The sequence below is a fragment of the Pantoea sp. QMID4 genome (assembly GCF_030270445.1).
Taxonomy (GTDB): domain Bacteria; phylum Pseudomonadota; class Gammaproteobacteria; order Enterobacterales; family Enterobacteriaceae; genus Pantoea; species Pantoea vagans.
In genome coordinates this window covers 192,917-217,081 of record NZ_BSXL01000007.1, presented here as the reverse complement: position 1 = coordinate 217,081, position 24,165 = coordinate 192,917, and the positions used below count along the sequence as shown (strand labels likewise).

Sequence of the window (24,165 nt, the reverse complement as noted above, 5' to 3'; positions counted from 1 at the left end):
GGACGCTGTCACAGCAGTTCATCCCCCGCTACACGCGTCTCCCCTTCCCGCTGTACCAGTGCAATATGATTCACCGCCGTATGCTGCGCAATCAGCATCGCGAGCCGGGGTGAATGGCTGGTGATCCAGAGCTGACTGTACTCGCTGGCTTCGGCGATTAAACGCGCCAGCGCAGGCAACAGATCTTCATGCAAACTGTTTTCCGGCTCATTCAGTGCCATAAAGGCGGGCGGACGCGGGCTGAGCAGCGCCACAACCAGACAGAGAAAACGCAGCGTGCCATCTGAAAACTCCGCGCTCTCCAGCGGACGCAGAATGCCATGGCGGGACATCAGCATCTGAAAGCGACCGTTCTGCACGTCGACGTCAAACTGGCTGTCGGGAAACGCCTGCGTCATCACCTCAGACAACAGTTCTGAATGACCACGCTCCACGATGGTTGCCCAGGCTGCCGCCAGATTGCTGCCATCATGGCTTAGCACCGGCGCACGTACCCCAATCTGCGGCGCACGAATCGGTGAGCCAGGCCAGACGGCGAACTCATGGTAAAAGCGCCACTGCTGCAGCCGTTCGCGCAGCTGGGAAAGTTCCGGGTAGAGATGGGGTTCGCCAAGCTGACCAAACAGTGATTCTTCAGGATGCAGCACCGCCGGATAAGCGACGCGATCACCTTCAACGTTATGCAGAAAGGCAGTCTGATTTTCGCGCTGCATGATGCAGGCAGAAGGACGACGACGCTGGCCGCTGAGCCAGAGTCGCTCCTGCTTCACCAGCGGATCGAGGTTGAACAGGCTGGTCGACAGCGGCTCGGGAAAGCCAATGTCCAGCTGGTAATCCATGTCATCCATCACCACGGCCAGCTCCAGCCGCTTTGGATCGTGTCGGCGATCGCCCCGGCGTAAACCGCCCGCCCACATCGCTTTCTGAATGCCGCCCTCGTCAGCCAGTGCCAGCGCGAGACGACCGGAGGCCGCTTCGTGCAGCAGCCGCACCGCTTTGTAGAGGTTGGATTTTCCGCAGCCGTTGGGACCGCTCACCACATTCAGCTGCTGCAGTGACAGCGTCAGGTTACGTATTGAGCGGAAGCCGCGGATCTGAATCTGTTCAATCGCCATAATAAAAAAGGGCGATTGCTCGCCCTCTCCGGTTTATTTTCGACGCCAGCTGGAGCCCTGTGGTCCATCCTCGACGATGACCCCCAGCGCGTTAAGCTTGTCGCGCGCGATGTCCGCTTCCGCCCAGGCTTTGGCGGCACGCGCATCGGCACGGGCTTTTACCCAATGCTCAATCTCGGCAACCTCTTCGTCATTCACCTGCGCGCCGCTTTGCAGGAACAGCTCAGGATCCTGCTGCAGGATGCCCAGCACGTTAGCCATCTCACGCAGCTTCGACGCCAGCCCATGCGCTGAAGCGCCATCTTCGCTTTTCAGGCGGTTCACTTCACGCGCCATATCGAACAGCACCGAGTAGGCTTCCGGGGTGTTGAAATCATCGTCCATTGCGCTGCGGAAACGCGCTTCAAATGCTTCGCCGCCATGCGCTTTAACGCTGCTGTCGGTGTGACGCAGCGCGGTATAGAGACGCTCCAGCGCCGCACGCGCCTGGTTCAGGTTATCTTCGCCGTAGTTAAGCTGGCTGCGATAGTGACCGGACATCAGGAAATAACGCACCGTCTCCGCATCATAATGTTGCAGCACGTCACGCACGGTGAAGAAGTTACCGAGGGATTTAGACATCTTTTCGCGGTCAACCATCACCATGCCGGAGTGCATCCAGTAATTGACGTACGGACCGTCATGGGCGCAGCTCGACTGAGCGATTTCATTTTCATGGTGCGGGAACATCAGGTCTGAACCGCCGCCATGGATATCAAAATGGGTGCCGAGCTGTTTGCAGTTCATCGCTGAACACTCGATGTGCCAGCCGGGACGGCCGTTGCCCCACGGTGATGACCAGGCGGGCTCATCGGCTTTGGACATCTTCCACAGCACGAAGTCCATCGGATTGCGCTTCACATCAGCGACTTCAACCCGCGCGCCCGCCTGCAGCTGCTCCAGATCCTGACGCGACAGTGCGCCGTAATCGGTGTCGCTCAGCACATCAAACATCACGTCGCCATTGTCCGCCACATAGGCGTGATTGCGGGCGATCAGCGTCTGCACCAGCTCAATGATTTCAGCAATATAGCGGGTGGCGCGCGGCTCCTCATCAGGTGGCAGAATGCCCAGCGCGGCGAAGTCGTTGTGCATCTCGCCGATCATACGGTTAGTCAGCGTTTCGATGCTCTCACCGTTTTCATTGGCGCGCTTGATGATTTTGTCATCAATGTCAGTGATATTACGTACATAGTTAAGCTGATAACCGAGGTAACGCAGGTAACGCGCCACCACGTCAAACGCCACGAACGTCCGCCCATGACCAATGTGACAGAGGTCATACACCGTGATGCCGCAAACATACATCCCGATTTTACCGGCATGAATGGGTTTGAATTCCTCTTTCTGTCGACTCAGGGTGTTATAAATCTTAAGCATTGAACGGTTCCGTTTTCGCGTGTGGTTGGCTTTTTTAAGTATCCAGACATTGTGCCGTATTTTTATCGCTCGCGCGACGCAAAGCAAGCCAACTGCGCCGTGCTGCTGACGCGTCATTGGAAATTATGATATAAGAACGGTCGACTAAAAGGGGTACGCCAGTTAAGAGCGCGATCCCGGCAACTGATCACAACCTTTACAGGACAACAAAAATGGTAACTTTCCAGACGAACCATGGCGATATCGTAATCAAAACTTTCGATGATAAAGCGCCGGCAACCGTACAGAACTTCCTGGATTACTGCCGTGAAGGTTTTTACGACAACACCATTTTCCACCGTGTCATCAACGGCTTTATGATTCAGGGCGGCGGCTTCGAGCCGGGCATGAAGCAGAAAGCAACCAAAGATGAAATCCAGAACGAAGCGAACAACGGCCTGAAAAACACCAAAGGTACCCTGGCAATGGCACGTACCTCTGCGCCGCACTCTGCGACCGCACAGTTTTTCATCAACGTGGCTGACAATGACTTCCTGAACTTCCGTGACGAAAGCGTTCAGGGCTGGGGCTACTGCGTATTCGCAGAAGTGGTTGAAGGCATGGACGTGGTCGAGAAGATCAAAGCCGTTTCTACCGGCCGCAGCGGCATGCACCAGGATGTGCCAAAAGATGACGTCGTTATCCAGAAAGTGACCGTAAGCGAGTAATGTCCCGCACGCTGTTTATCGCAGATCTCCATCTGTGTCAGGAAGAACCGGCGATTACCGCCGGTTTTCTGCATTTTTTACAGCGCGAAGCACCCCACTGCGACGCGCTCTATATTCTCGGCGATCTGTTCGAAGCCTGGATTGGTGACGACGATTCCAATCCGCTGCATCAGCAGATTGCCAGCGCCCTGCGCGCCCTTCCGGTTCCCGTCTATTTTATTCACGGTAACCGCGACTTCCTGATTGGCCGACGCTTTGCGCGCGCCAGCGGCATGACGCTGCTGCCGGAAGAACAGGTACTGACGCTCTACGGCCATCGACTGCTGATCATGCACGGCGATACGCTCTGTACGGACGATGCGGGTTATCTGCGCTTTCGTGCCAAAGTGCACAATCTCTGGATTCAGCGGCTCTTCCTGGCGCTGCCGTTGTGGATACGTAAACGCATCGCCTCCCGGATGCGCGCCGACAGCAAACAGGCCAACCAGCACAAATCCCAGACCATCATGGATGTGAATCAGGATGCCGTGGCCGCCGCCATGTTGCGCCAGCAGGTGCCGTTGCTGATCCACGGCCACACCCACCGCCCGGCAATTCATACGCTGAGCCTGAAGGGTGAAACGGCGCAACGCGCGGTGCTGGGAGCCTGGCACAGCCGTGGCTCGATGATTCAGCTCGACGCCAGCGGCATTCAGCTTATCGAGTTCGACTTCTGATCGCCGGTTAAATCCACGACATCTGGCCGACGCAACCGTTTTCCTTGCGTCGTTGTCATGCTATTCTCGGTGCCCTTCAAAACCTGTCCGCCCGGCCAGGTGTGTTTGTTTATTCACAGGAGTAGACCGCATGTCATCCAACGCCCCGGCCCACATCGCCATTGTTATGGGTTCCAGAAGTGACTGGGCCACCATGCAGTTCGCTGCTGAAATCCTCACCAGTCTGGACGTCCCTTTTCATGTTGAAGTGGTCTCTGCGCACCGCACCCCCGATAAACTGTTCAGCTTCGCCGAAACGGCAGCGGACAACGGTTTGCAGGTGATTATTGCTGGCGCAGGTGGCGCGGCGCATCTGCCGGGGATGCTGGCAGCAAAAACCCTGGTGCCGGTGCTGGGTGTACCGGTGCAGAGTGCGGCCCTGAGCGGCGTCGATAGCCTCTATTCGATTGTGCAGATGCCGCGCGGTATTCCGGTCGGGACGCTGGCGATTGGCAAAGCGGGTGCGGCTAATGCCGCGTTGCTGGCGGCGCAGATTCTGGCGCTGCACGACAGCGCGCTGGCATCCCGCCTGAATACCTGGCGTGAGAGCCAGACCGATGAGGTGCTGAACCATCCCGATCCGCGGGTGGATGCATGAAGCCGGTCTGCGTACTGGGCAACGGCCAGTTAGGTCGTATGCTGCGTCAGGCGGGTGAACCGCTGGGCATCGCGGTCTATCCCGTGGGTCTGGATGCCGATCCTGCTGCCCTGCCGATCGCCGACAGTGTGATCACCGCCGAAATCGAACGCTGGCCGGAAACGGCGCTGACGCGTGAGCTGGCGAGTCATCCGGCTTTTGTTAACCGTGATATTTTCCCACGTCTGGCCGATCGCCTGACGCAGAAACAGCTGCTGGATCAGCTGGGACTGGCGACCGCGCCATGGCAGTTGCTGGCGGACAAAAGTGAATGGCCAGCGGTGTTTGATTCACTGGGCGAGCTGGCGATTGTGAAAAGCCGCACCGGTGGTTACGACGGGCGGGGTCAGTGGCGTCTGCGTGCTGATGAAACTGACCAGTTGCCGGAGGCATGCTACGGCGAATGCATCGTTGAGCAGGGCATTAACTTTTCCGGTGAAGTGTCACTGGTCGGCGCGCGCGGTCACGATGGCTCGGTGGTGTTCTATCCGCTGACGCATAACCTGCATCAGGACGGCATTCTGCGCACCAGCGTGGCACTGCCGCAGGCGGATCAGGCACAGCAGCAGCAGGCCGAAGCGATGCTGAGCGCGATCATGCAGGCGCTGAATTACGTGGGCGTGATGGCGATGGAGTGCTTCGTCACGCCAGCCGGACTGCTGATCAATGAGCTGGCGCCGCGTGTGCACAACAGTGGTCACTGGACGCAGAACGGTGCGTCGATCAGCCAGTTTGAGCTGCATCTGCGCGCCATTCTTGGCCTGGCATTGCCGCAGCCGGTGGTGTTTGCGCCGTCGGTGATGGTGAATCTGATTGGCACCGCCGTGAATCTCTGCTGGCTGCAGCAGCCGCTGGTGCATCTGCACTGGTACGACAAAGAGGTACGCCCGGGCCGTAAAGTGGGCCACCTCAATCTGACCGACAGCAATGCAGAGCGGCTGAAAGCGGCGCTGAATGCGCTGGTACCGGCGTTGCCGGAAGAGTACGCCAGTGGCATCGCCTGGGCCGTTGAAAAACTGTAGTTTCCCGTAACCCGCTTGCGGGTTCCGGGTTAGGCCTGGATAAAGGTGAAAGGCAGCCTGGTGCCGCCTGATTCCAGCCCGGCTTTACGCCGCATCAAACTTCCTGAACAGCGCCTTTCCTTTCAGTAACCGGATCCCCAGCCAGCCGCCACACAGCGATAACAGCAGCGCGCCACACAACGGCAATGCCAGCCATAATGTCCAGTCCGGCTGCCACGGGAAGTCGAAAATCTTCGTCTGTAATCCCCACAGCGCCGCTTCTGCCCCCATCGCCGCCGCCACGCCGGAGACCACGCCGAGCAGCGCGAACTCACACCACAGCGTCGTGCGCAGCAGTCGTTTCCCCGCACCCAGCGTACGATAGACCACCAGCTCCTGCCGACGCTGGCGCATCCCGACCTGAATCTGCGCCAGCAGCAGCAACACACCGCAGGTGGTGACCAGCACCACCATGATCTCCAGCGCCTGGCTGACCTGCGTCAGCACCTGACCGATCTGCCGCATAATGCTGCCGATATCCAGCAGACTCAGCGTGGGAAAGGCGCGGTTCAGCTGCGCCAGCAGAACAGGATTCGACTCCATGCGGAAGCTGGTGAGCCAGGTCTGCGGCTGGCTGTCGAGCGCACCCGGCGGGAAAATAAAGAAGAAGTTCGGCTTCAGGCTTTCCCAGTCCACTTTACGCAGGCTGGTAATACGGGCGCTGAACGTCTGCGTATCGCCGTCGAACGTCAGGGTATCACCGAGCTTCAGCCCCAGCCGATCCGCCAGCTCCACTTCCATCGACACTTCACCCGCTTTTGGCGGCCAGTTGCCAGCCACCAGCGGATTGTGATCCGGGCGATCGGCCAGCTCTGTCAGATTAAGTTCGCGGTTCAGGGCATTATCCAGCTTCGGATCGGCCGGTTTACCGTTGAGTTCGCTAAGCCGCACCCGCGCAATGGGATAGAAATTTTCGGGCTTAATCTTATGTGCTTGCAGGAAATCGCGCACCTGCGGCACCTGATCCGCCGTCATGTTGAGCAGGAAGAAATTTGGGCTGTCTGCCGGTAACTGCTGCTGCCAGCGATCCAGCAGATCGCCGCGCATCACCAGCAGCAGCGCCAGCAGCATAAACGACAGGGAAAAGGCCGCGAGCTGGCTCAGCGTCATGCCGGGCTGGCGCAGCAGCCGGTTGATCGCCAGTCGCAGTGCCAGATTGCGTACCACCAGCCGACGCAGCAGCAGCAGGGTTCCCCAGCCGAGTAACGCCAGTAATCCCGCCAGTACCACCACACCTGCCAGCAGCGCCCAGAGCATTTTACTGCCGCCAACCAGCAGCGCTAACAGCGTAACGACCACTGCGATCATTACCGGGATATAGAACTTTAGCGGCCAGAGATTTGCCACCGCATCGCGCCGCAGTACACGAAGCGGCTGGGTTGCCAGCAGCAGACGATAGGGACGCAGACCCACCAGCAGCGAAATCACAAATAGTGAACCCACCGCCCAGATCCACGGCCAGACGCTGGCCGCCGGTAAGCTGGCAGGCAATACGGGTTTCAGCATCGTCATCAGGATGGCTTCCACGCCCTGCCCAACCACGCCTCCCGCAATCGCCGCCAGCAGTAGCACTGCCAGCCACTGGCCGATGATCAACCGCTGCAACGCACCCTGCGTCGCGCCCAGGGTTTTCAGCACCGCCACCAGATCATAGCGGCTGCGGCAATAGTGGCTCATGGCAACCGCCACAGCCGCAATCGCCAGCATCAGCGTCAGTAATGCGGAGAGCAGCAGGAACTGCTGCGCGCGCTGCATCGAACGGCCCAGCGCATCTTCCGAGTTATCTACGCTGATCCAGCGCTGATCCACCTTCAGCTGTGGCTCAATCCAGCGGTCATAGCTGGCCAGCTGCTCAGGATTTCCGGAAAATTTATAGCGCCAGGTGATGCGACTGCCAGGCTGAATCGCGCCGGTTCTGGCGGCATCCGCCAGATTGATCAGCAGGCGCGGTGCCATCTCAAACGGGTTAAAGCCGCCATCCGGCTCCTGAATCACCTCACCGCTGATACGCAGCTGGGTATCCCCCACTTCCAGCATGTCACCCACTTTCAGATTCAGCAGCGCCATCAGGCGCGGGGCCGCCAGCGCGGTGCCTGCCTGCGGCCGCAGCCCTGGCGGCTGCGTCTGCAGCGTGCCAAACATCGGGTAGCGGTCATCCACCGCTTTGACGGAGGCGAGCTGCGGTGACTGATCCGCAAAGGTCATGGTCATAAAGGTGAGCTGAGAACTGACCGTCAGGCCGGTTTTCCGCGCCTTTTCCAGCCAGGCTTCGGGCGCAGCATCGGTGCTGCGCAGCGTGCGGTCACCGGCCATAAAATCACGGCTCTGCTGATTCAGCCCTTTTTCCATGCGATCGCTGATCGAACCCAGCGCCAGCACGCAGGCAACCGCCAGCGTCAGGGCCAGCCAGACAATCAGCAGCGAGGGCGAACGCCACTCGCGCCAGAACCAGCGCCAGATCATTGCTCCTCCCACAATTTACCGTCACGCAGCCGCAGACGACGATCGCAGCGCGCCGCCAGTTGCTCGTCATGCGTCACCAGAATCAGCGTGGTGGCGAAGTCGCGATTAAGGGAAAAGAGCAAATCGGCGATGCGATCACCGGTTTTACGATCAAGGTTGCCGGTCGGCTCATCGGCAAACAGCAGACCCGGACGACCACTGAAGGCGCGGGCCAGCGCGACACGTTGTTGTTCGCCGCCTGACAGCTGAGCGGGCAGATGATGCAGACGTTCACCCAGCCCGAGCAGCGTCAAAAGTTCCCGTGCCTGTTCGCGGCTCTGGCGGTCGCTGTCGCCGCGCAGGAGTGATGGCAGCTGGACGTTCTCCTGGGCATTCAGGGTCGGCACCAGCATGAATGACTGAAACACAAAGCCGACCTGCCGGGCACGCAGGGCCGCACGCTGCTCTTCGTTCATCTGGTGCAGCGGCTGCCCCAGCAGATGAACTTCGCCGCTGCTGCCATCGTCCAGCCCGGCCAGAATGCCCAGCAGGGTTGACTTGCCGGAGCCGGACTCGCCAATCAGCGCAATGGTCTCGGCTGGTTTGACAACCAACTCAACTCCGGTAAGGATGTTTAACTGATGCTCTCCCTGACCGACGGACTTAGTAAGATGATGAACTTCAACAATGTTTTCCGCTGGCATTATCCCTTCCTGTTATTGATTCTTCTGATGGTGTCGCGTCTTGCTGCTGCAGATACCCTGATGGTGCTGGGCGACAGCCTGAGTGCAGGCTATCGTATGTCTGCCACGGCGGCCTGGCCCAGCCTGCTTGATAGGCAGTGGCAGCAGAAACCGAAAGTGGTCAACGCCAGCATCAGCGGCGATACTGCCGCACAGGGACTGGCGCGTCTGCCTGCGCTATTAAAACAGCATCAGCCGCAATGGGTGTTAATCGAACTGGGCGGTAACGATGGTCTGCGCGGTTTTTCGCCTGACGCTATTGCGCAGAATCTGAGTAAAGTTATCGACGATGTTAAAGCCGCCAATGCAAAGCCGCTGCTGATGCAGATCCGCCTGCCTGCAAACTATGGCCGCCGCTACACCGAGGCGTTCAGCGGCATCTACCCGGGACTCGCGCAGCAGCATGATATTCCTCTGGTACCCTTTTTCATGGAGCAGGTCTATCTGAAGCCAGAGTGGATGCAGCAGGATGGCATTCATCCCAATCCTGATGCTCAGCCGTTTATCGCCGGATTAATGGCAAAAGAACTGGCCCCCTTAGTTAAGCAGCCGTAGCGCGCCCGGATGCGTAAAAAAGGTAAAGAAATGCAAAAGCACTTTGCAGCTTATAATAAATTATTTAAATCAATAATTTAATATTGTTTTTTTGTTATTGGCGGCAAAGTGGTGACAGCGGCTTAACTTGTGCCGCGCTATGAGGATGAGCTGTATAGGGTTATCAAGTGTGATGACCGCGCTTTTGTGTGGCGCAACGGGCGTCTGTGGCGTTCTGGTGGCAGGTTAGTTCAAAACGAACTCACCATTAAATAAAACATTGAGCCAGAACTACTCAACTCAATTATTAATAGCTGCAAAATCGCAGCAGCAATTAAGGTTCAGCCACCTCTGATTTTCGCCGCTCCGTATGAAATCACATAGCCAACTATTAATGCTCCGATACACCCGGTAAGTTTCAGCCATATACTTTCAAACCAGAAAAAAGAACCCATAGCAAAAATTACAGCTAAAAAGGTAATGATTCCTTCAATTGCGTGAGACATTAACGATTTTACAAATTTCATTCTGTATTCCTTTACAACTAATAGGATGCCCTTCGATGAAAACAAGGTAAGGTTCTAATTGTCGTTCAACAAGGAAGTAAACCATATCTAAGTTTTCTTTTGATACCCTGGCGTACGTAGCCGGATATTTGCTTTTCATTCTTCTCGATGCTCTTGCTGCTCTTCAATTGTACCCTGTACCATCATTACATTTAGAGAGGCTGAAGCACTGAATCGGATGAAATGCCTGTACGCCTCGTCAATAGCCAACCGACGCAACATTATACTTGCTGTTGTCTGTGCTAATGTAATTTGCCCGGCTGTTCGTCCAACAACACTTCCGGCACCGTAACCCAATTTATTTTTAACCGCCTCCTTTCCTTCATCATTAAGCTTTTGGTAAAACAAAGTAAAAACAATAGTAATCAGTCTGCGTAAAGGTGACTCAGCATTACCCAAGCTTTTGAGCATATAGAAAAAACGCTCCGTCTCAGACTGATTTCTATGTTTCGCACTTTGTCCTGCGAGTCCGCTTCCCTCCCAACTCCTGACCATACCCATGTAAGCCGTATTTGGTATGGAGGATATTCCATCGAGAATTCCAAAAGCAGCCTGTTTGATATCCATATCTCATCCTTGTTGTCCTGAATCTGTACAAAGAATAACTAAAGTTCATGAGCGCTTCCAGACGATTTTTTCATTTTACCCGACAGCCAGAATATCCGTCTTGCCGCGCAAGCTTTATCATTTCGCCAGATGATGCAAACAAGGCCAACAACATTATCATGACAGGGACTTTATGCCTGCTCTGGGTCTGATCATTATGAGGATGTTATCGTAAGAACTCATTTTCCACGTCAGACTCAAGGAAAATCAGGAGCAGAAGAATGAGATATGTGAAATGCTGACTCATAGCAATCAGGTGTAGATGCATAAGAAATAAAAGCTTAATTTTAAAAGAATAAGACTCGAAGGGGTAACAATTTGTGCAAAAAACCATTCTGATTACAGGTTGTTCCAGCGGTATTGGCCTGGTCGCCGCGCACGATCTGCTGGCGCGGGGTTATCGGGTGATCGCCGCCTGCCGAAAAGCCGACGATGTCGCCCGCATGAACACGCTGGGTTATACGGGCATTCAGCTCGATCTCGACGATCCGCAGAGTGTCGATCAGGCAGCAGATGCGGTGCTCGCACTCTGCGATAACCGTCTAGCCGCGCTATTCAACAACGCCGGATTTGGTCTCTATGGCCCGCTGCATACGCTCTCGCGTCAGCAGCTGGAGCAGCAGTTTTCCAGCAACTTTTTTGGCGTCCATCAGCTGACGCTGCGGCTGTTGCCCGCGCTGCAGGCCAGCGGTGATGGTCGCATTGTTAATACCAGCTCGGTGCTGGGCCTGATCTCCACGCCTGGCCGGGGTGCCTATGCCGCCAGTAAATATGCGCTGGAAGCCTGGAGCGATGCGCTGCGGCTCGAAGTGCGCAATAGCGGCATCCGGGTCAGTCTGATTGAGCCTGGCCCGATTGAGACCCGCTTTACCGACAATGTGACGCAGGGGGAACAGCATAACCCGGTGCGCAACCCCGGCATCGCGGCACGCTTTACCCTGCCAGCGGAAGCCATTCTGCCTAAACTTCGTCACGCACTCGAGAGTAAACATCCACGTTTGCGCTATCCGGTGACGCTGGTCGCACACATAATGAGCCTGCTGAAACGGTTACTGCCAGGCTGGATGCTGGATCGCATTTTGCGCAGCCATTAATCAGCCATACGCATTAGCGCTTGAAGCCGGGCCAGTTGGCCCCATATTCTTAGAACACTTTTTGCAAAGAGACTTATCCATGTCACCACATGCTTCTATCATCGACATCAACGAATCTAACCTGCAGCAGACCCTTGAGCAGTCGATGCAGCTGCCGGTGCTGTTCTACTTCTGGTCTGAGCGCAGCCAGCACTGTCAGGAGCTGACACCTGTTCTGGAGCGTCTGGCACAGGAGTATGCGGGTCAGTTTATTCTCGCAAAACTCGATTGCGACAACGAGCAAAGGGTGGCGTCGCAGTTTGGTCTGCGTTCAATCCCGACCGTCTACCTGTTCCAGGATGGTCAGCCGGTTGACGGCTTCCAGGGACCGCAGCCGGAAGAGGCGATCCGCACCCTGCTGGAAAAAGTCCTGCCGCGTGAAGAAGAGCTGAAAGCGCAGCAGGCGATGGCGCTGATGCAGGAAGATAAACCGCTGGAGGCGCTGCCGCTATTAAAAGATGCGTGGCAGCTGAGTAATCAGTCCAGTGAGATCGGTTTCCTGCTGGCAGAGGTGCTGATTACCCTGAACCGCAGCGATGAAGCAGAAGCAGTGCTGAAAGTCGTCCCCCTGCAGGATCAGGATACCCGCTATCAGAGCCTGATGGCGCAGATTGATCTGCTGAAACAGGCTGCGGATACGCCGGAGATTCAACAGCTGCAATCCGAGCTGGAAGCGGACCCGACTAACGCCGGGCTGGCTGCTAAACTCTCGTTACAGCTGCATCAGGTGGGTCGCAATGAAGAAGCACTGGAACTGCTGTTCAGCTTCCTGAAATCCGATCTCAATGCCGCTGATGGCCAGGCGCGAAAAATGCTGCAGGAGATTCTGGCAGCGCTGGGAACCGGCGATGCACTGGCTGCGCGTTATCGTCGCCAGCTCTATTCCCTGCTGTACTAACAGCAGCACCACGGGCCGAAGCGACTCGGCCCGTTAATCTGACAATGCGGAGGTTGTATGATAACTGTCATTCCTGCCCTGATTATTCTGGCACTGGTGGCGGTCTGGGCGACCGTCAAGATCGTACCACAAGGTTTTCAATGGACGGTTGAGCGCTTTGGCCGTTATACCCGCACGCTACAACCAGGATTAAGTCTGGTCGTGCCGTTCATGGATCGTATTGGTCGCAAGATCAACATGATGGAACAGGTACTGGACATTCCCTCTCAGGAGATCATCTCCAAAGATAACGCCAATGTCACCATCGATGCGGTCTGTTTTATTCAGGTCGTTGATCCGGCGCGTGCCGCCTATGAAGTCAGCAATCTTGAGCAGGCGATTCTGAACCTCACGATGACCAATATGCGTACCGTGCTGGGCAGCATGGAGCTGGACGAAATGCTGTCGCAGCGAGACAGCATTAATACCCGTCTGCTGCATATCGTGGACGAAGCCACCAATCCGTGGGGCGTTAAGATCACCCGCATCGAGATTCGCGACGTGCGTCCACCGCAGGAACTGATCGGCGCAATGAATGCACAGATGAAAGCAGAGCGAACCAAGCGCGCCGATATTCTGACGGCCGAAGGGGTACGACAGGCGGCGATCCTGCGCGCAGAAGGGGAGAAGCAGTCGCAAATCCTTAAAGCGGAAGGTGAACGTACCTCGGCGTTCCTGCAGGCAGAAGCCCGTGAACGTCAGGCTGAAGCGGAAGCTAACGCCACTAAAATGGTCTCGGAAGCGATTGCTGCGGGTGATATTCAGGCTATCAACTATTTCGTGGCGCAAAAGTACACCGATGCGCTGCAAAAAATCGGCGAAGGCACTAACAGCAAAGTTGTAATGATGCCGCTCGAAGCGAGCAGTCTGCTGGGGTCGATCGCGGGCATCGGTGAACTGCTGAAGGAATCGCGTACCGAGTCGAAACGCTGATGGTGATGGAAATCATCGCGCATCCGCACTGGTTCTGGCTGACGCTGGGTGGATTACTGCTGGCGGCTGAGATGCTGGGCACCAGCGGTTATCTGCTATGGAGCGGGCTGGCGGCAGTTATTGTCGGCATCGTTCAGTGGCTGGTGCCGGTGAACTGGACGACACAGGGGTCACTCTTTGCCGTGCTGACGCTGGTTTGCGTCTTTCTCTGGTATTGCTGGATGCGACATCGTGAAACGCGTCAGACGCCCAATGCCCTGAACCAGCGCGGCAGCCAGATGATCGGGTTGCAGCTGACGCTTGATACCGCGCTGCATAACCGCACCGGACACGTGCGTATTGGTGACAGCAGCTGGCGGGTTGAGGCGGAGCAGGATCTGCCTGCCGGCACGCCGGTCGTCGTAGTCGGCATTGAGGGGATTACTCTGCGAATTCAGCCACGCTGACCGCAGCACCCGGCCAGATTATTGATAATCGGGCACTCTGCGCTCTCATCGCCCGGACAGGCGTCCGCCAGCGCCAGCAGACGAGCGCGCATGGCATGCAGCTCTTCAATGTGCGCCGCAATTTCATCGGCTTTCTGCAGCGTGCGGGCTTTTACATCGGCACTGTGTCGCGACGGATTATTAAACAGCGCCACCAGCTCGCGGCACTCATCCAGCGTAAAGCCCACCTGCCGCGCCTGACGTAACAGGTTCAGTTCATCCAGATGGTGACCGTCGTAATGGCGGTAACCATTTTCACTGCGCAACGGCGCCGTCACCACCCCTTTCTCTTCATAGAAACGAATCGCCTTGCTGGTCAGCCCGGTCTTTTTCGCCACATCGCTGATGTTCATTTTCGTCCCCTTGACCTTCCCCTTGATGGAAGGTTTATGCTTAAGCATGAATCGAAACTGACCTATCGGTCAAATGGGATTACAAGAGGAGTTGATTATGTCACACACTATTTCTCTGGCACTGGACGGCTTGTCCTGCGGCCACTGTGTCAAACGCGTTAAAGAGGCACTGGAACAGCTCGACGACGTTGACCAGGTTGAGGTGACCCAACAGGAGGCGCAGGTCTCCGGTCACGCGGATGCGGCCGCCCTGATCGCCACTGTTGAGCAGGCGGGCTATCACGCGACGCTGAAAACGGCGGACGCGTCCCCAAAGTCTGAACCGTTGACAGCATCGGAGCCACCGCCGGAGGCGCTGACAACGGAGACCGCTTCTTATCCGGCAGAAAAAACATTACCTGCCCATATGCTGCTGATTGAAGGCATGACCTGTGCCAGCTGCGTAAGTCGGGTGGAAAAAGCGCTACAGCAGGTCGCAGGCGTCAGCCAGGCGCGGGTCAATCTCGGCGAGCGCAGTGCGCTGGTGCTGGGTGATGCTGACCCTCAGCAGCTGGTGGCTGCCGTTGATGCCGCGGGTTATGGCGCGCAGGTGGTGGATGACGAGCAGGAGCGACGTGAAAAGCAGCAGCACAGCGCCCGCAGCGCGATGCGGCGTTTCAGCTGGCAGGCGGCTGTCGCATTAGCCTTTGGCGTACCGCTGATGATCTGGGGAATGGTGGGCGACAACATGATGCTCACCGACCGTAATCACGGCATCTGGCTGACGCTGGGCGTCGCGACCCTGCTGATCATGGTCGTGACCGGCAGTCACTTTTATCGCAGCGCCTGGCGCAGTTTACGTAATGGCAGCGCCACCATGGATACGCTGGTGGCACTCGGCACCGGCGCGGCCTGGATTTACTCCTTTAGCGTGGTGTTGTGGCCCGACTTTTTCCCGCCACAGGCGCGCCATCTCTATTTCGAAGCCAGCGTGATGATCCTGGGCCTGATCAATCTGGGCCATGCCCTGGAGCAGCGCGCGCGTCAGCGATCGTCCAAAGCGCTGGAACGATTGCTGGATCTGACACCGGCCCAGGCGCGGCTGGTCGATCACCAGGGCGACAGGCTGATCGCGGTCAGCGACGTCCAGCCCGGCATGACGCTGCGGCTGGTCACCGGCGATCGGGTGCCGGTCGATGGCGAAATCGCCACGGGTGAAGCCTGGTTTGATGAAGCGATGCTGACCGGCGAAGCGGTGCCGCAAAGCAAAAGTCCGGGTGCAGCGATCTTCGCCGGCACCCTGGTGCAGGATGGCGCGGTAGAGTTTATCGCCCGGGCGACCGGGAATCATACAACCCTGTCGCGCATTATCCGGCTGGTGCGTCAGGCGCAGAGCAGCAAACCGGACGTGGGTCGCCTGGCCGATCGTATCTCCGCTGTGTTTGTGCCGATAGTGGTATTGATTGCGTTGCTCAGCGGCGCGGTGTGGTACCTTTTCGGGCCACAGCCGCAGATTGCCTACATGCTGGTGATCGCGACAACCGTCCTGATTATCGCCTGCCCCTGTGCGCTGGGACTGGCGACGCCGATGTCGATTATTGCCGGGGTTGGCCGCGCCGCCGAACTGGGCGTGCTGGTCCGCGACGCCGATGCCCTGCAGCGCGCCAGCCAGATCGACACGCTGGTGTTTGATAAAACCGGCACCCTCACAGCCGGGAAACCGCAGGTCAGTGAGGTGCTGGTCTGGGGTAATGCCAGCCGTGAATCGGTGTTAGCGACCGCGGCCGCGCTGGAGTTCGCCTCGGGTCATCCGCTGGCAAAAGCCATTGTCGCCGAAGCGGAACTGACTCAGCCAGCGTCATTAGCGCAATTTCGTACAATACGCGGCAAAGGGGTCAGCGGTAGTCTGGATGGCAGAACGCTGCTGCTGGGTAACGCTGCGCTGTTGCAGGATAATGGCGTCGACTACCGGGCTGCAGAAGCAGAGATTATGCGCATGACGCAACAGGGTGCCACGCCGGTGTTACTGGCGGAACAGGGTCAGCTCTCCGGGCTTATCGCGCTGCGCGATCGGCTACGTCCTGAAAGCAGTGCAGCCCTTAAGCGACTGCATCAGCAGGGTTATCGCCTGATTATGCTGACCGGAGACCATGAAAGTACCGCACGCGCCATCGCTGCCGAAACCGGCATTGATGAAGTGATTGCAGGCGTATTGCCTGAAGGCAAAGCGGCTGCAATCGAACAGCTACAGCAGCAGGGTCGTCGCGTCGCGATGGTCGGTGATGGCATCAATGACGCACCTGCACTGGCACAGGCGGATGTGGGCATTGCGATGGGTGGCGGCAGCGATGTGGCGGTAGAAACCGCAGGCATTACGTTGATGCGCACCGATCTCAACAGCGTGGCAGATGCGTTAGCGCTCTCTTCCGCAACGCTGCGCAATATCCGGCAGAACCTGTTTGGCGCATTTATCTATAACAGTATCGGTATTCCGGTAGCCGCAGGCGTGCTCTATCCGCTGACCGGCACCCTGCTCAGCCCGATTGTGGCAGGTGCAGCGATGGCGCTCTCCTCCATTACCGTGGTCAGCAATGCTAACCGCCTGCTGCGTTACCGGCCACCGCGCCAGTAATCGCCGTTTCAGCGCTGTTTTTCACGCTCTGAAGTGGCTAGCATGGGGTTTTGAATCGCAAAGGACCGGGAATGACAGGCAACATCTGGCGCTCACTGCGCGGCTTTATCAGCCAACTTTTTCCCGCCAGTTACCGCTGGCCTGCAATAGATGTCCGGTTTGGCAATCGTCAGCTGCATCTGGTGGGCAGCATCCACATGGGAACGCGTGACATGCAGCCGTTGCCCGCTCGCCTGCTGCATCAGTTGCAGCAGGCGGATGCGCTGATTGTGGAAGCGGATATTACGCAGGGTGGTTCACCCTTTGACCATTACGGCGATCGTCCTGCGCTCTCAGAACGACTGGAGAGCAGCGCGATGCAAACGCTCACCGCACTGTGTCAGGAGATGAGTCTTACGCTTAGCCTGCTGGATAATCTGCCTGCCTGGCAGGTGGCGCTGATGTTACAGGCACAACAGGCACAGAGGCTGGGATTACGGCCTGACTACGGCATTGATTATCAGCTGTTGCAGGCAGCGAAAGGCCTGAACAAACCCGTGATTGAACTGGAAGGCGCAGATGCGCAGGTCGCCCTGCTGACCGCGCTGCCGGATGATGGCATGGCGCTGTTACAGGATACGCTGCTGCACTGGCACACTAATGCACGACTGCTGCAGATGATGGTGAGCTGGTGGCTTGATACGCCGCCACGCCAGCCTGAAATCACCCTGCCCGCGACGTTCAGTCAGGCGCTGAATGATACGTTGATCGGTCAGCGTAATGCGCAGTGGTGTAACAGGTTGCAGGGGTTGGCGGCGGGAAACTATGTGGTCGCGGTGGGTGCTTTGCATCTTTACGGCGAAGACAATCTGCCTGAGATGCTGAAGAAGAACTGAAAAAAAGAGAGCCGATAAGTTTATCGGCCCGTCAAAGAGAAATTTGTTTATGATTTTGGTTATCGCTCAGCAATCAGATTGCTGGCGCGCGGCCAATTTTACGCAAAGAACAAAATTTCGCCACCTTTTTCCATAATTCTGCGTAATAAGATTTTTCTTAGTAAGGAACCTGTATGACGCCCGCCGTAAAATTGCTGGAAAAACAAAAGGTCAGCTTTACGCTGCATCCTTATCAGCATGACAGTAACGAAACGCATTTTGGTGACGAAGCGGTTCGCAAACTTAATCTTGATGCGCGCCAGGTCTATAAAACGTTGCTGGTGGCGCTGAATGGTGAGGCAAAACAGCTGGCGGTAGCGATTACGCCGGTATCGACCCAACTCGATCTGAAAAAGGTAGCAAAAGCGCTGGGCGCGAAGAAAGCGGATATGGCCGATCCGCAGCTGGCACAGCGGGTTACCGGCTATCTGGTGGGGGGCATCAGTCCGCTGGGGCAGAAAAAGCGTCTGCCCACGGTAATCGATGACTCTGCCAGCGCGTTTGACGCCATGTTTATCTCTGGCGGCAAACGGGGTCTGGATATTGAACTGGCACCTCAGGATCTTTCACGCCTGCTGGACGCGCCGTTTGCGGATATCGCCCGCCACGACTAAACCCGCGGCTGGGCGCACAGCTGATCGATCATCCAGCGGCCCGCCGGACCGGGCGGCGTTCGTCGTGACCAGACAACTTCAACGGCAATGTGCTGTGGCCAGCCCGGCATCGACAACTCTTTCAGCACGCCATGCCCAAACTGTTTTACCAGCCAGCGTGGCAGAATCGTCCAGCCAAATCCCTGCTCCGCCATCTCCAGCAGCAGTAAATAGGTGGGCGCTGACCAGATGCGACCCATGGGCGCGGGTTCATGCGCCTCAACCCAGGTGTTAAGCCGCAGATGTCGCACGCTTTCCAGTTCGCTTTCGCTCAGGGTATCAGGCTGGGCCAGCGGATGATCGCGATGTAAAAAGACCGCCATCTGCGCTTCAACCTGCAGCCGCGCCACTGCGATATCAACCGGCAGATTGGGCTGCGCCCGCACGACCCCCAGCTGTACCCGCCCGGCCTGCAGCAGATCCAGGACATCCCCATCTTCAGCAATCATCACTTCCAGTTCGATCTCCGGATAACGCGCATCAAATTGCCTGAGCAGATGTTCATGATGATCGGTTTGCCAGAAATCGGACATTGCAAAACTGAGCCGGGGTTCAACGCCCTGCGACAGACGTATCGCCAGCGCATCCAGCCGCTCGCTGGCGGACAGAATCTGCTGAACCTGAGGAACAACCCGGCGTCCCTGCTCGGTGAGGATCGGCTGACGGCCCGAGCGATCAAACAGCGCAAAGCCGAGGTCATCTTCTAAATTTGCCACCGCTGCGCTGATGGTGGACTGACTTTTACCCAGCGCACGCGCGGCTGCCGAAAAGGAGCCACTCGCCACGGTCTGCATTAACGCCTCAAGGGATTCCGGGGAGTATCGCATCTTTTCCATCGCTTTTTTCGATAGGTGTTCATTTTATCTTAGCATTCTGACATGTGAAAATGCGCCGCATTATTGAAGGAGAACAAACAATGCGTACCCGCTCACTTAAAGAACGTATTCTTCATGCTGTCTGCTTTGAAACGCTGGCGATCCTGACCGTTTCGCCGCTGGCGGCATGGATCATGAATAAACCGCTGTTTCAGATGGGCTCGCTGGCGATCATGCTCTCTACGGTCGCGATGCTATGGAATATGATTTACAACAGCGGGTTTGATCGGATCTATGCGCCCGGCCAGAAGCGCGGTCCGGGCGTGCGTGTGTTACATGCGCTGGGATTTGAAGGGGGATTTATCCTGATTGGTCTGCCGATCGCCGCCCTGATGCTGGATATCACCCTGTGGGAAGCTTTCCTGGTCGAAGTGGCCTTTTTCCTCTTCTTCCTGCCTTTCACCATGGCTTACAACTGGGGATGGGACAAACTGCGCGAGCGCTGGATCAGACGTCACCCCTGCCGGACATAAGAAAAACGGGGGGCGCAAGCGCCTCCCGGTCAGTTCAATGCGTGGCGGCTGTTTCATTCCCCCACGGCCAGATCCACGCCAGAATCATTTTGGGATAGTTACGCTTCCGCGCTTTCTCTGCTGCCTCATCCCGCGCCCGAATCTGCTCATCGGTCAGATGCACGATCTCGCCTTTCGGCTGATAGTCACTGGCTTTAACCGGTGAATGCGCCTTGATGAAGTCGCGCAGCACCTGCGCATCGACTGCTCCGCTGTTGACATACCCGGCATGATTGTCCAGACGCGGATAGCCGTCGCCGCCCGCCGCATTAAAGCTGTTGGTCGCCATGCGATAATGCTGTGTATCTTCAACCGGTTTGCCGTTAATACGGACGTGACTGACATGCTTACCATCGGCGGTCAGGCTGATACCGGTAAACTGGGCGTAGCCACCTGAGTCAGGCTGAATATTGGCAACCACATCCAGATATTTTTTGATCTCTGCGCCAGTCAGGCTGACCGAGACCACCTGGTTGCTGAACGGCTGGACCTGCAGCAGGTCACGCCAGCTCAGCTTGCCCGACTTCAGCGAGGTGCGAATACCGCCGCCGCTCATCACCCCAAAATCGGCTTTAGTATGCGTCATCTGGGCGCGCAGAATCAGCTGGCCGAGACTGGTCTGCTCAAACCGAACCTGCTCTTTTTCACCGCTGAAGTCGCCGTCAGCGCTGCCGACATTCAGGGTCAGCTTCTCCTCTGCCCGCTTCTGAAACGGCATCAGCAGCTTCATCATCGCGGTATTTTTCGGGATCTCTTCCTGCCAGGTGAGCCAGGTTTCACTGCCATCTGCATTCTTCACCTGATGTTTGAGGTTGACCGGCACCAGCTGATAAGCCTCCAGCGACACTTCTCCATTACGGAAGGTGAAATCGCCACGTCCGACATATTTGCCCCACTTGTCGGCCTGCATAATCCAGATGCCGTTCTGCTGATCGGGTTTACAGGGCTGGCCAGGCTGATAATTTTTGACGCTGACGTTCTCTTTTTCCATGCAGACCGCATCATGGGAATGTCCACCCACAATCAGATCGATTGTGCCGGCAGGCAGGCTGCGGGCCAGAGTGACGTCATCAATGCCGTTGCTGCCGTGCTTACCGTCGTCATAGTGACCAAGGTGAGTCAGCGCGACAATCACGTCCGGCTTCTCCGCGGCACGCAGTTCAGCAACCGCCTTCACCGTCTCTGCGACAGGATCGCGGAACTCGGTATCTTTCAGCCGAGCCGGATTAGCCAGTTTTGCGGTGTCCGGGGTAATTATCCCGACGACAGCGATTTTCAGCCCGAGACGGTTGAATACCGCCCAGGGCTTAAACAGGCGTTTATCGGTGCCTTTCTGATAGACGTTGGCAGCCAGCAGCGGGAATCGCGCCCACTTCTCCTGCTTGCGCAGAACCGCAATCGGCTTGTCGAACTCATGATTGCCCAGCGCCATCGCGTCATAGCCAATCAGGTTCATCGCGCGAAAATCGGGTTCAGCATCCAGCTCATCGGACTCCGGCACGCCGGTATTGACATCACCGGCAGAGAGAATCAGTGCGCCGCCGCCTCGGGCCTGGACATCGTAGCGCAGGGTGTCCATCAACGTTTTCTGCGCCGCCAGACCATATTCGCCCTGCGCATTAAACCAGAAGTGGCCATGCTCATCGTTGGTATGCAGCAGGCTGAAACGATAGGTGCGATCGGCCTCGGCGGCCTGTGACAACAGCGGCATCAGGGCCACCAGTAGCGCCACACCTGCCCCTGTCCATTTTGATAACAACACGGTGATCTCCTTAATTTACTTTCTGGCCCGAATATCTGCCGCTTTGCCCCACTGTGTCGCATATTCCCCCGGCGAACTCAAGGCCAATGCACATCTGCGTGCATGCAGGTTCTCACGCTTTTCGTCTCAGCTCCCTCTTTGCAGAGCAGAAAAGTGGCCGCAGAGTGACCCCCGAGCAACAGCGGGCTATCATTCCACCCCGGGTCCGGTTTCTCCCGACTGAGCAGAAGCAGGCAGTAAACCATGTTGTTAACCAATTGCTTACCGCTGCAAAAGTGTCGCTGGCAGGCTTTAACCCCTCTGCATGCATATTTCCCCCTTATTCGAGCCAGACCGGCGTAATTTACTGAAGCAAATTTTTATTTATCCGGACCAGTTTAAAGCGTCAAATCAGTCAATATTATAGATAATGGACAAAAACACCCTTTCGATTGTAGTTTTGACTTTTTTTCGCGGTTTTTTAAGGTATTCCCGCAAATTGCTCAGCGAAAGAAATGATTTTGTTTTAAACTCATTTGTTACAAGCGGATACATTTGTATACAAGGAGACTGGCATGCATCACACCACACCGCTGATCACTACCATCGTCGGAGCGCTGGTTCTGGCATTTCTCCTTGGGATGCTGGCAAACCGCCTGCGTATTTCGCCCCTCGTTGGCTACCTGATGGCCGGTGTGCTGGCTGGCCCCTTTACGCCCGGCTTTGTCGCAGATACTAATCTGGCCCCTGAACTGGCAGAACTCGGCGTCATCCTGCTGATGTTTGGTGTCGGCCTCCACTTCTCAATGAAAGATCTCATGTCGGTAAAGTCGATCGCCATTCCCGGTGCCATCGCGCAGATCGCCGTCGCGACGCTACTGGGAATGGGATTGTCATGGACGCTGGGATGGTCGTGGATGACCGGCCTGGTGTTTGGTCTCTGCCTCTCAACCGCCAGTACCGTGGTGTTACTGCGCGCGTTAGAGGAACGACAGCTGATTGACAGCCAGCGTGGACAGATAGCCATTGGCTGGCTGATTGTCGAAGATCTGGTGATGGTGCTGACGCTGGTACTGCTGCCAGCCATTGCGGGCATGATGGAACAGGGCAACGCCAGCGCCGGACTACTGGCCTGGGACCTGCTGTGGACCATCGGCAAAGTCGCTGCGTTTATGGTGCTGATGATGGTGGTGGGACGCCGTGCCGTGCCCTGGATCCTCGCCCGCAGTGCCGCCACCGGCTCACGCGAACTGTTTACGCTGGCGGTGTTAGCGCTGGCATTGGGCATCGCCTTTGGGGCCGTTGAATTCTTTGATGTTTCGTTTGCGCTGGGTGCTTTCTTCGCCGGTATGGTGCTGAACGAGTCGGAACTGAGCCACCGCGCCGCACGCGATACCTTGCCGCTGCGTGATGCCTTTGCCGTGCTGTTCTTTGTTTCGGTCGGCATGCTGTTCGACCCGTCGATTCTGGTGACGCAGCCGCTGGCAGTGCTGGGCGCACTGGTGATTATCGTGGTGGGCAAGTCGGTCGCCGCGTGGCTGCTGGTATCGCTGCTCGGCCATTCGCGTCGTACGGCACTGACCATTTCGGTCAGCCTGGCGCAAATTGGTGAGTTCGCCTTTATTCTGGCCGGTCTGGGCATTTCGCTGGGCCTGCTGAGTGATGAGGGCCGCAACCTGGTGCTGGCCGCCGCCATTCTGTCGATTATGCTTAACCCGATTCTGTTTACGCTGCTGGAGCGTTTCCTGGCAAAAACGGAAACGATGGAAGAGCAGACGCTGGAAGAAGCCATCGAAGAAGAGAAGCAGATTCCGGTGGATTTCTGCAATCACGCAGTGATTGTGGGCTATGGCCGGGTTGGCAGCCTGATTGGTCAGAAGCTTCTTGAGGCGAATGTTCCGCTGGTGGTGGTTGAAAACTCCCGTACGCGGGTCGAAGCGTTGCGCGAACAGGGCATCAAGGCGGTGCTGGGGAATGCGGCTCGCGCGGACACCATGGAACTGGCACGACTCGACTGCGCCCGCTGGCTGTTACTGACCATACCGAATGGCTACGAAGCGGGTGAAGTGGTCACTGCCGCGCGTGAAAAACATCAGAATATCGAGATTATCGCCCGCGCTCACTATGACGATGAGGTGGAGTACATCATGGAGCGTGGCGCTTCGCGCGTCGTGATGGGTGAACGTGAGATCGCCAGCAGTATGCTGCAAATCCTGCAGGATGAGATGACGCAGGGTGAAGATTTACAGCCCTGCGATGTCGTGCGCTGATTCGTTTTCAGCAGGATCTCGCCGGCTACTGGTATATCCAAATCAGGATGAATTTTATCGCAACGAATAAACTCAATGCACAGGGAACACGGGCAGAGGAGGAAAGCGTCCCGCCGCCCGGATAAAAACGCCGGGAGCGTTTTTGAATAACGCGAAGCGTTGG

At 56.9% G+C, this 24,165-nt stretch carries 23 protein-coding genes; 14 read left to right on the top strand and 9 right to left on the bottom strand.

Annotated elements, in window-relative coordinates; genetic code table 11:
• Positions 1-8: 8 nt before the first annotated feature.
• The gene (locus QSK07_RS17070; RefSeq protein ID WP_285720897.1) at positions 9-1,115 is read right to left on the bottom strand and encodes an AAA family ATPase; all 1,107 of its coding nucleotides are present in this window, start codon (positions 1,113-1,115) and stop codon (positions 9-11) included.
• A gap of 33 nt (positions 1,116-1,148) precedes the next feature.
• Positions 1,149-2,534: a cysteine--tRNA ligase gene (gene cysS, locus QSK07_RS17065; RefSeq protein ID WP_285720898.1), complete on the bottom strand. Its 1,386-nt coding sequence runs from the start codon at positions 2,532-2,534 to the stop codon at positions 1,149-1,151.
• Between the two features lie 212 nt (positions 2,535-2,746).
• On the opposite strand from cysS, the gene ppiB reads away from it, so the two are divergent.
• The 4 genes from ppiB to purK all read left to right on the top strand — a co-directional run bounded on the left by ppiB (position 2,747) and on the right by purK (position 5,655).
• The gene (gene ppiB / locus QSK07_RS17060) at positions 2,747-3,241 is read left to right on the top strand and encodes a peptidylprolyl isomerase B (RefSeq protein WP_013357047.1); all 495 of its coding nucleotides are present in this window, start codon (positions 2,747-2,749) and stop codon (positions 3,239-3,241) included.
• The gene (gene lpxH, locus QSK07_RS17055) at positions 3,241-3,957 is read left to right on the top strand and encodes a UDP-2,3-diacylglucosamine diphosphatase (RefSeq protein ID WP_285720899.1); all 717 of its coding nucleotides are present in this window, start codon (positions 3,241-3,243) and stop codon (positions 3,955-3,957) included. The genes ppiB and lpxH overlap by 1 nt, the downstream gene beginning before the upstream one ends.
• Before the next feature lie 130 nt (positions 3,958-4,087).
• On the top strand, positions 4,088-4,594 hold the full coding sequence (gene purE / locus QSK07_RS17050; RefSeq protein ID WP_285720900.1) for a 5-(carboxyamino)imidazole ribonucleotide mutase: 507 nt from the start codon (positions 4,088-4,090) through the stop codon (positions 4,592-4,594).
• Positions 4,591-5,655: a 5-(carboxyamino)imidazole ribonucleotide synthase gene (gene purK, locus QSK07_RS17045; RefSeq protein ID WP_285720901.1), complete on the top strand. Its 1,065-nt coding sequence runs from the start codon at positions 4,591-4,593 to the stop codon at positions 5,653-5,655. Before purE ends, purK begins: the two co-directional genes overlap by 4 nt.
• 84 nt (positions 5,656-5,739) lie before the next feature.
• On the opposite strand, the gene ybbP is transcribed toward purK, so the two are convergent.
• Together ybbP and ybbA are read right to left on the bottom strand one after the other, a co-directional pair.
• The gene (ybbP, locus tag QSK07_RS17040) at positions 5,740-8,157 is read right to left on the bottom strand and encodes a putative ABC transporter permease subunit YbbP (RefSeq protein ID WP_285720902.1); all 2,418 of its coding nucleotides are present in this window, start codon (positions 8,155-8,157) and stop codon (positions 5,740-5,742) included.
• Positions 8,154-8,840, bottom strand: a complete 687-nt coding sequence (gene ybbA, locus QSK07_RS17035) for a putative ABC transporter ATP-binding protein YbbA (protein WP_098051272.1) — start codon at positions 8,838-8,840, stop codon at positions 8,154-8,156. The genes ybbP and ybbA overlap by 4 nt, the downstream gene beginning before the upstream one ends.
• On the opposite strand from ybbA, the gene tesA reads away from it, so the two are divergent.
• Complete coding sequence (gene tesA / locus QSK07_RS17030) at positions 8,808-9,434, top strand: multifunctional acyl-CoA thioesterase I/protease I/lysophospholipase L1 (RefSeq protein ID WP_285720903.1); 627 nt, start codon at positions 8,808-8,810, stop codon at positions 9,432-9,434. The genes ybbA and tesA overlap by 33 nt on opposite strands.
• 320 nt (positions 9,435-9,754) lie before the next feature.
• Here tesA and QSK07_RS17025 read toward each other — a convergent pair whose 3' ends face one another.
• Complete coding sequence (locus QSK07_RS17025) at positions 9,755-9,940, bottom strand: hypothetical protein (RefSeq protein ID WP_127645014.1); 186 nt, start codon at positions 9,938-9,940, stop codon at positions 9,755-9,757.
• Between the two features lie 135 nt (positions 9,941-10,075).
• Positions 10,076-10,546 (bottom strand): hypothetical protein, encoded by a 471-nt coding sequence (locus tag QSK07_RS17020; protein WP_285720904.1) that lies wholly within the window; start codon positions 10,544-10,546, stop codon positions 10,076-10,078.
• Between the two features lie 359 nt (positions 10,547-10,905).
• Between QSK07_RS17020 and QSK07_RS17015 the strand changes: the two genes are divergently transcribed.
• The 4 genes from QSK07_RS17015 (at position 10,906) to QSK07_RS17000 (ending at position 14,034) form a co-directional block, all read left to right on the top strand.
• The gene (locus tag QSK07_RS17015) at positions 10,906-11,679 is read left to right on the top strand and encodes an SDR family oxidoreductase (protein WP_098051275.1); all 774 of its coding nucleotides are present in this window, start codon (positions 10,906-10,908) and stop codon (positions 11,677-11,679) included.
• 79 nt (positions 11,680-11,758) lie between these two features.
• Positions 11,759-12,616 carry a thioredoxin family protein gene (locus tag QSK07_RS17010; protein ID WP_098051276.1) on the top strand — a complete coding sequence of 286 codons (858 nt, stop codon included), beginning with the start codon at positions 11,759-11,761 and terminating at the stop codon, positions 12,614-12,616.
• Positions 12,617-12,673: 57 nt separating this feature from the next.
• Positions 12,674-13,588 carry an SPFH domain-containing protein gene (locus tag QSK07_RS17005; protein WP_061061862.1) on the top strand — a complete coding sequence of 305 codons (915 nt, stop codon included), beginning with the start codon at positions 12,674-12,676 and terminating at the stop codon, positions 13,586-13,588.
• Complete coding sequence (locus tag QSK07_RS17000; RefSeq protein ID WP_285720905.1) at positions 13,588-14,034, top strand: NfeD family protein; 447 nt, start codon at positions 13,588-13,590, stop codon at positions 14,032-14,034. The genes QSK07_RS17005 and QSK07_RS17000 overlap by 1 nt, the downstream gene beginning before the upstream one ends.
• Here QSK07_RS17000 and cueR read toward each other — a convergent pair.
• On the bottom strand, positions 14,022-14,426 hold the full coding sequence (gene cueR / locus QSK07_RS16995; protein WP_098051278.1) for a Cu(I)-responsive transcriptional regulator: 405 nt from the start codon (positions 14,424-14,426) through the stop codon (positions 14,022-14,024). The two genes, QSK07_RS17000 and cueR, sit on opposite strands and share 13 nt — an antisense overlap.
• A 97-nt stretch (positions 14,427-14,523) precedes the next feature.
• Between cueR and copA the strand changes: the two genes are divergently transcribed.
• The 3 genes from copA to ybaK all read left to right on the top strand — a co-directional run bounded on the left by copA (position 14,524) and on the right by ybaK (position 18,565).
• Entirely contained in the window at positions 14,524-17,037 is a 2,514-nt protein-coding gene (gene copA / locus QSK07_RS16990) for a copper-exporting P-type ATPase CopA (protein ID WP_285720906.1), read from the top strand.
• A 71-nt stretch (positions 17,038-17,108) separates the two neighbouring features.
• Positions 17,109-17,912, top strand: coding sequence for a TraB/GumN family protein (locus tag QSK07_RS16985; RefSeq protein ID WP_275219941.1), 804 nt, complete (start codon positions 17,109-17,111; stop codon positions 17,910-17,912).
• Positions 17,913-18,085: 173 nt separating this feature from the next.
• Positions 18,086-18,565: a Cys-tRNA(Pro)/Cys-tRNA(Cys) deacylase YbaK gene (gene ybaK, locus QSK07_RS16980; RefSeq protein WP_285720907.1), complete on the top strand. Its 480-nt coding sequence runs from the start codon at positions 18,086-18,088 to the stop codon at positions 18,563-18,565.
• On the opposite strand, the gene QSK07_RS16975 is transcribed toward ybaK, so the two are convergent.
• Entirely contained in the window at positions 18,562-19,431 is an 870-nt protein-coding gene (locus tag QSK07_RS16975; RefSeq protein WP_098053067.1) for a LysR family transcriptional regulator, read from the bottom strand. The two genes, ybaK and QSK07_RS16975, sit on opposite strands and share 4 nt — an antisense overlap.
• An 89-nt stretch (positions 19,432-19,520) precedes the next feature.
• Here QSK07_RS16975 and QSK07_RS16970 point away from each other — a divergent pair, with 89 nt between their 5' ends.
• Positions 19,521-19,952, top strand: a complete 432-nt coding sequence (locus tag QSK07_RS16970) for a multidrug/biocide efflux PACE transporter (RefSeq protein ID WP_275219942.1) — start codon at positions 19,521-19,523, stop codon at positions 19,950-19,952.
• Positions 19,953-19,986: 34 nt separating this feature from the next.
• Here QSK07_RS16970 and ushA read toward each other — a convergent pair whose 3' ends face one another.
• Positions 19,987-21,753 (bottom strand): bifunctional UDP-sugar hydrolase/5'-nucleotidase UshA, encoded by a 1,767-nt coding sequence (gene ushA, locus QSK07_RS16965; RefSeq protein WP_285720908.1) that lies wholly within the window; start codon positions 21,751-21,753, stop codon positions 19,987-19,989.
• A gap of 554 nt (positions 21,754-22,307) precedes the next feature.
• Between ushA and ybaL the strand changes: the two genes are divergently transcribed.
• Positions 22,308-24,002: a YbaL family putative K(+) efflux transporter gene (gene ybaL, locus QSK07_RS16960; RefSeq protein ID WP_098051284.1), complete on the top strand. Its 1,695-nt coding sequence runs from the start codon at positions 22,308-22,310 to the stop codon at positions 24,000-24,002.
• Positions 24,003-24,165: the final 163 nt, after the last annotated feature.

Coding starts and splice junctions, on each gene's coding strand:
- QSK07_RS17070 (WP_285720897.1), bottom strand. CDS start 1,115: ATGGCGATTGAACAGATTCAGATCCGCGGCTTCCGCTCAATACGTAAC.
- cysS (WP_285720898.1), bottom strand. CDS start 2,534: ATGCTTAAGATTTATAACACCCTGAGTCGACAGAAAGAGGAATTCAAA.
- ppiB (WP_013357047.1), top strand. CDS start 2,747: ATGGTAACTTTCCAGACGAACCATGGCGATATCGTAATCAAAACTTTC.
- lpxH (WP_285720899.1), top strand. CDS start 3,241: ATGTCCCGCACGCTGTTTATCGCAGATCTCCATCTGTGTCAGGAAGAA.
- purE (WP_285720900.1), top strand. CDS start 4,088: ATGTCATCCAACGCCCCGGCCCACATCGCCATTGTTATGGGTTCCAGA.
- purK (WP_285720901.1), top strand. CDS start 4,591: ATGAAGCCGGTCTGCGTACTGGGCAACGGCCAGTTAGGTCGTATGCTG.
- ybbP (WP_285720902.1), bottom strand. CDS start 8,157: ATGATCTGGCGCTGGTTCTGGCGCGAGTGGCGTTCGCCCTCGCTGCTG.
- tesA (WP_285720903.1), top strand. CDS start 8,808: ATGATGAACTTCAACAATGTTTTCCGCTGGCATTATCCCTTCCTGTTA.
- ybbA (WP_098051272.1), bottom strand. CDS start 8,840: ATGCCAGCGGAAAACATTGTTGAAGTTCATCATCTTACTAAGTCCGTC.
- QSK07_RS17025 (WP_127645014.1), bottom strand. CDS start 9,940: ATGAAATTTGTAAAATCGTTAATGTCTCACGCAATTGAAGGAATCATT.
- QSK07_RS17020 (WP_285720904.1), bottom strand. CDS start 10,546: ATGGATATCAAACAGGCTGCTTTTGGAATTCTCGATGGAATATCCTCC.
- QSK07_RS17010 (WP_098051276.1), top strand. CDS start 11,759: ATGTCACCACATGCTTCTATCATCGACATCAACGAATCTAACCTGCAG.
- QSK07_RS17005 (WP_061061862.1), top strand. CDS start 12,674: ATGATAACTGTCATTCCTGCCCTGATTATTCTGGCACTGGTGGCGGTC.
- QSK07_RS17000 (WP_285720905.1), top strand. CDS start 13,588: ATGGTGATGGAAATCATCGCGCATCCGCACTGGTTCTGGCTGACGCTG.
- cueR (WP_098051278.1), bottom strand. CDS start 14,426: ATGAACATCAGCGATGTGGCGAAAAAGACCGGGCTGACCAGCAAGGCG.
- copA (WP_285720906.1), top strand. CDS start 14,524: ATGTCACACACTATTTCTCTGGCACTGGACGGCTTGTCCTGCGGCCAC.
- QSK07_RS16985 (WP_275219941.1), top strand. CDS start 17,109: ATGACAGGCAACATCTGGCGCTCACTGCGCGGCTTTATCAGCCAACTT.
- ybaK (WP_285720907.1), top strand. CDS start 18,086: ATGACGCCCGCCGTAAAATTGCTGGAAAAACAAAAGGTCAGCTTTACG.
- QSK07_RS16975 (WP_098053067.1), bottom strand. CDS start 19,431: ATGCGATACTCCCCGGAATCCCTTGAGGCGTTAATGCAGACCGTGGCG.
- QSK07_RS16970 (WP_275219942.1), top strand. CDS start 19,521: ATGCGTACCCGCTCACTTAAAGAACGTATTCTTCATGCTGTCTGCTTT.
- ybaL (WP_098051284.1), top strand. CDS start 22,308: ATGCATCACACCACACCGCTGATCACTACCATCGTCGGAGCGCTGGTT.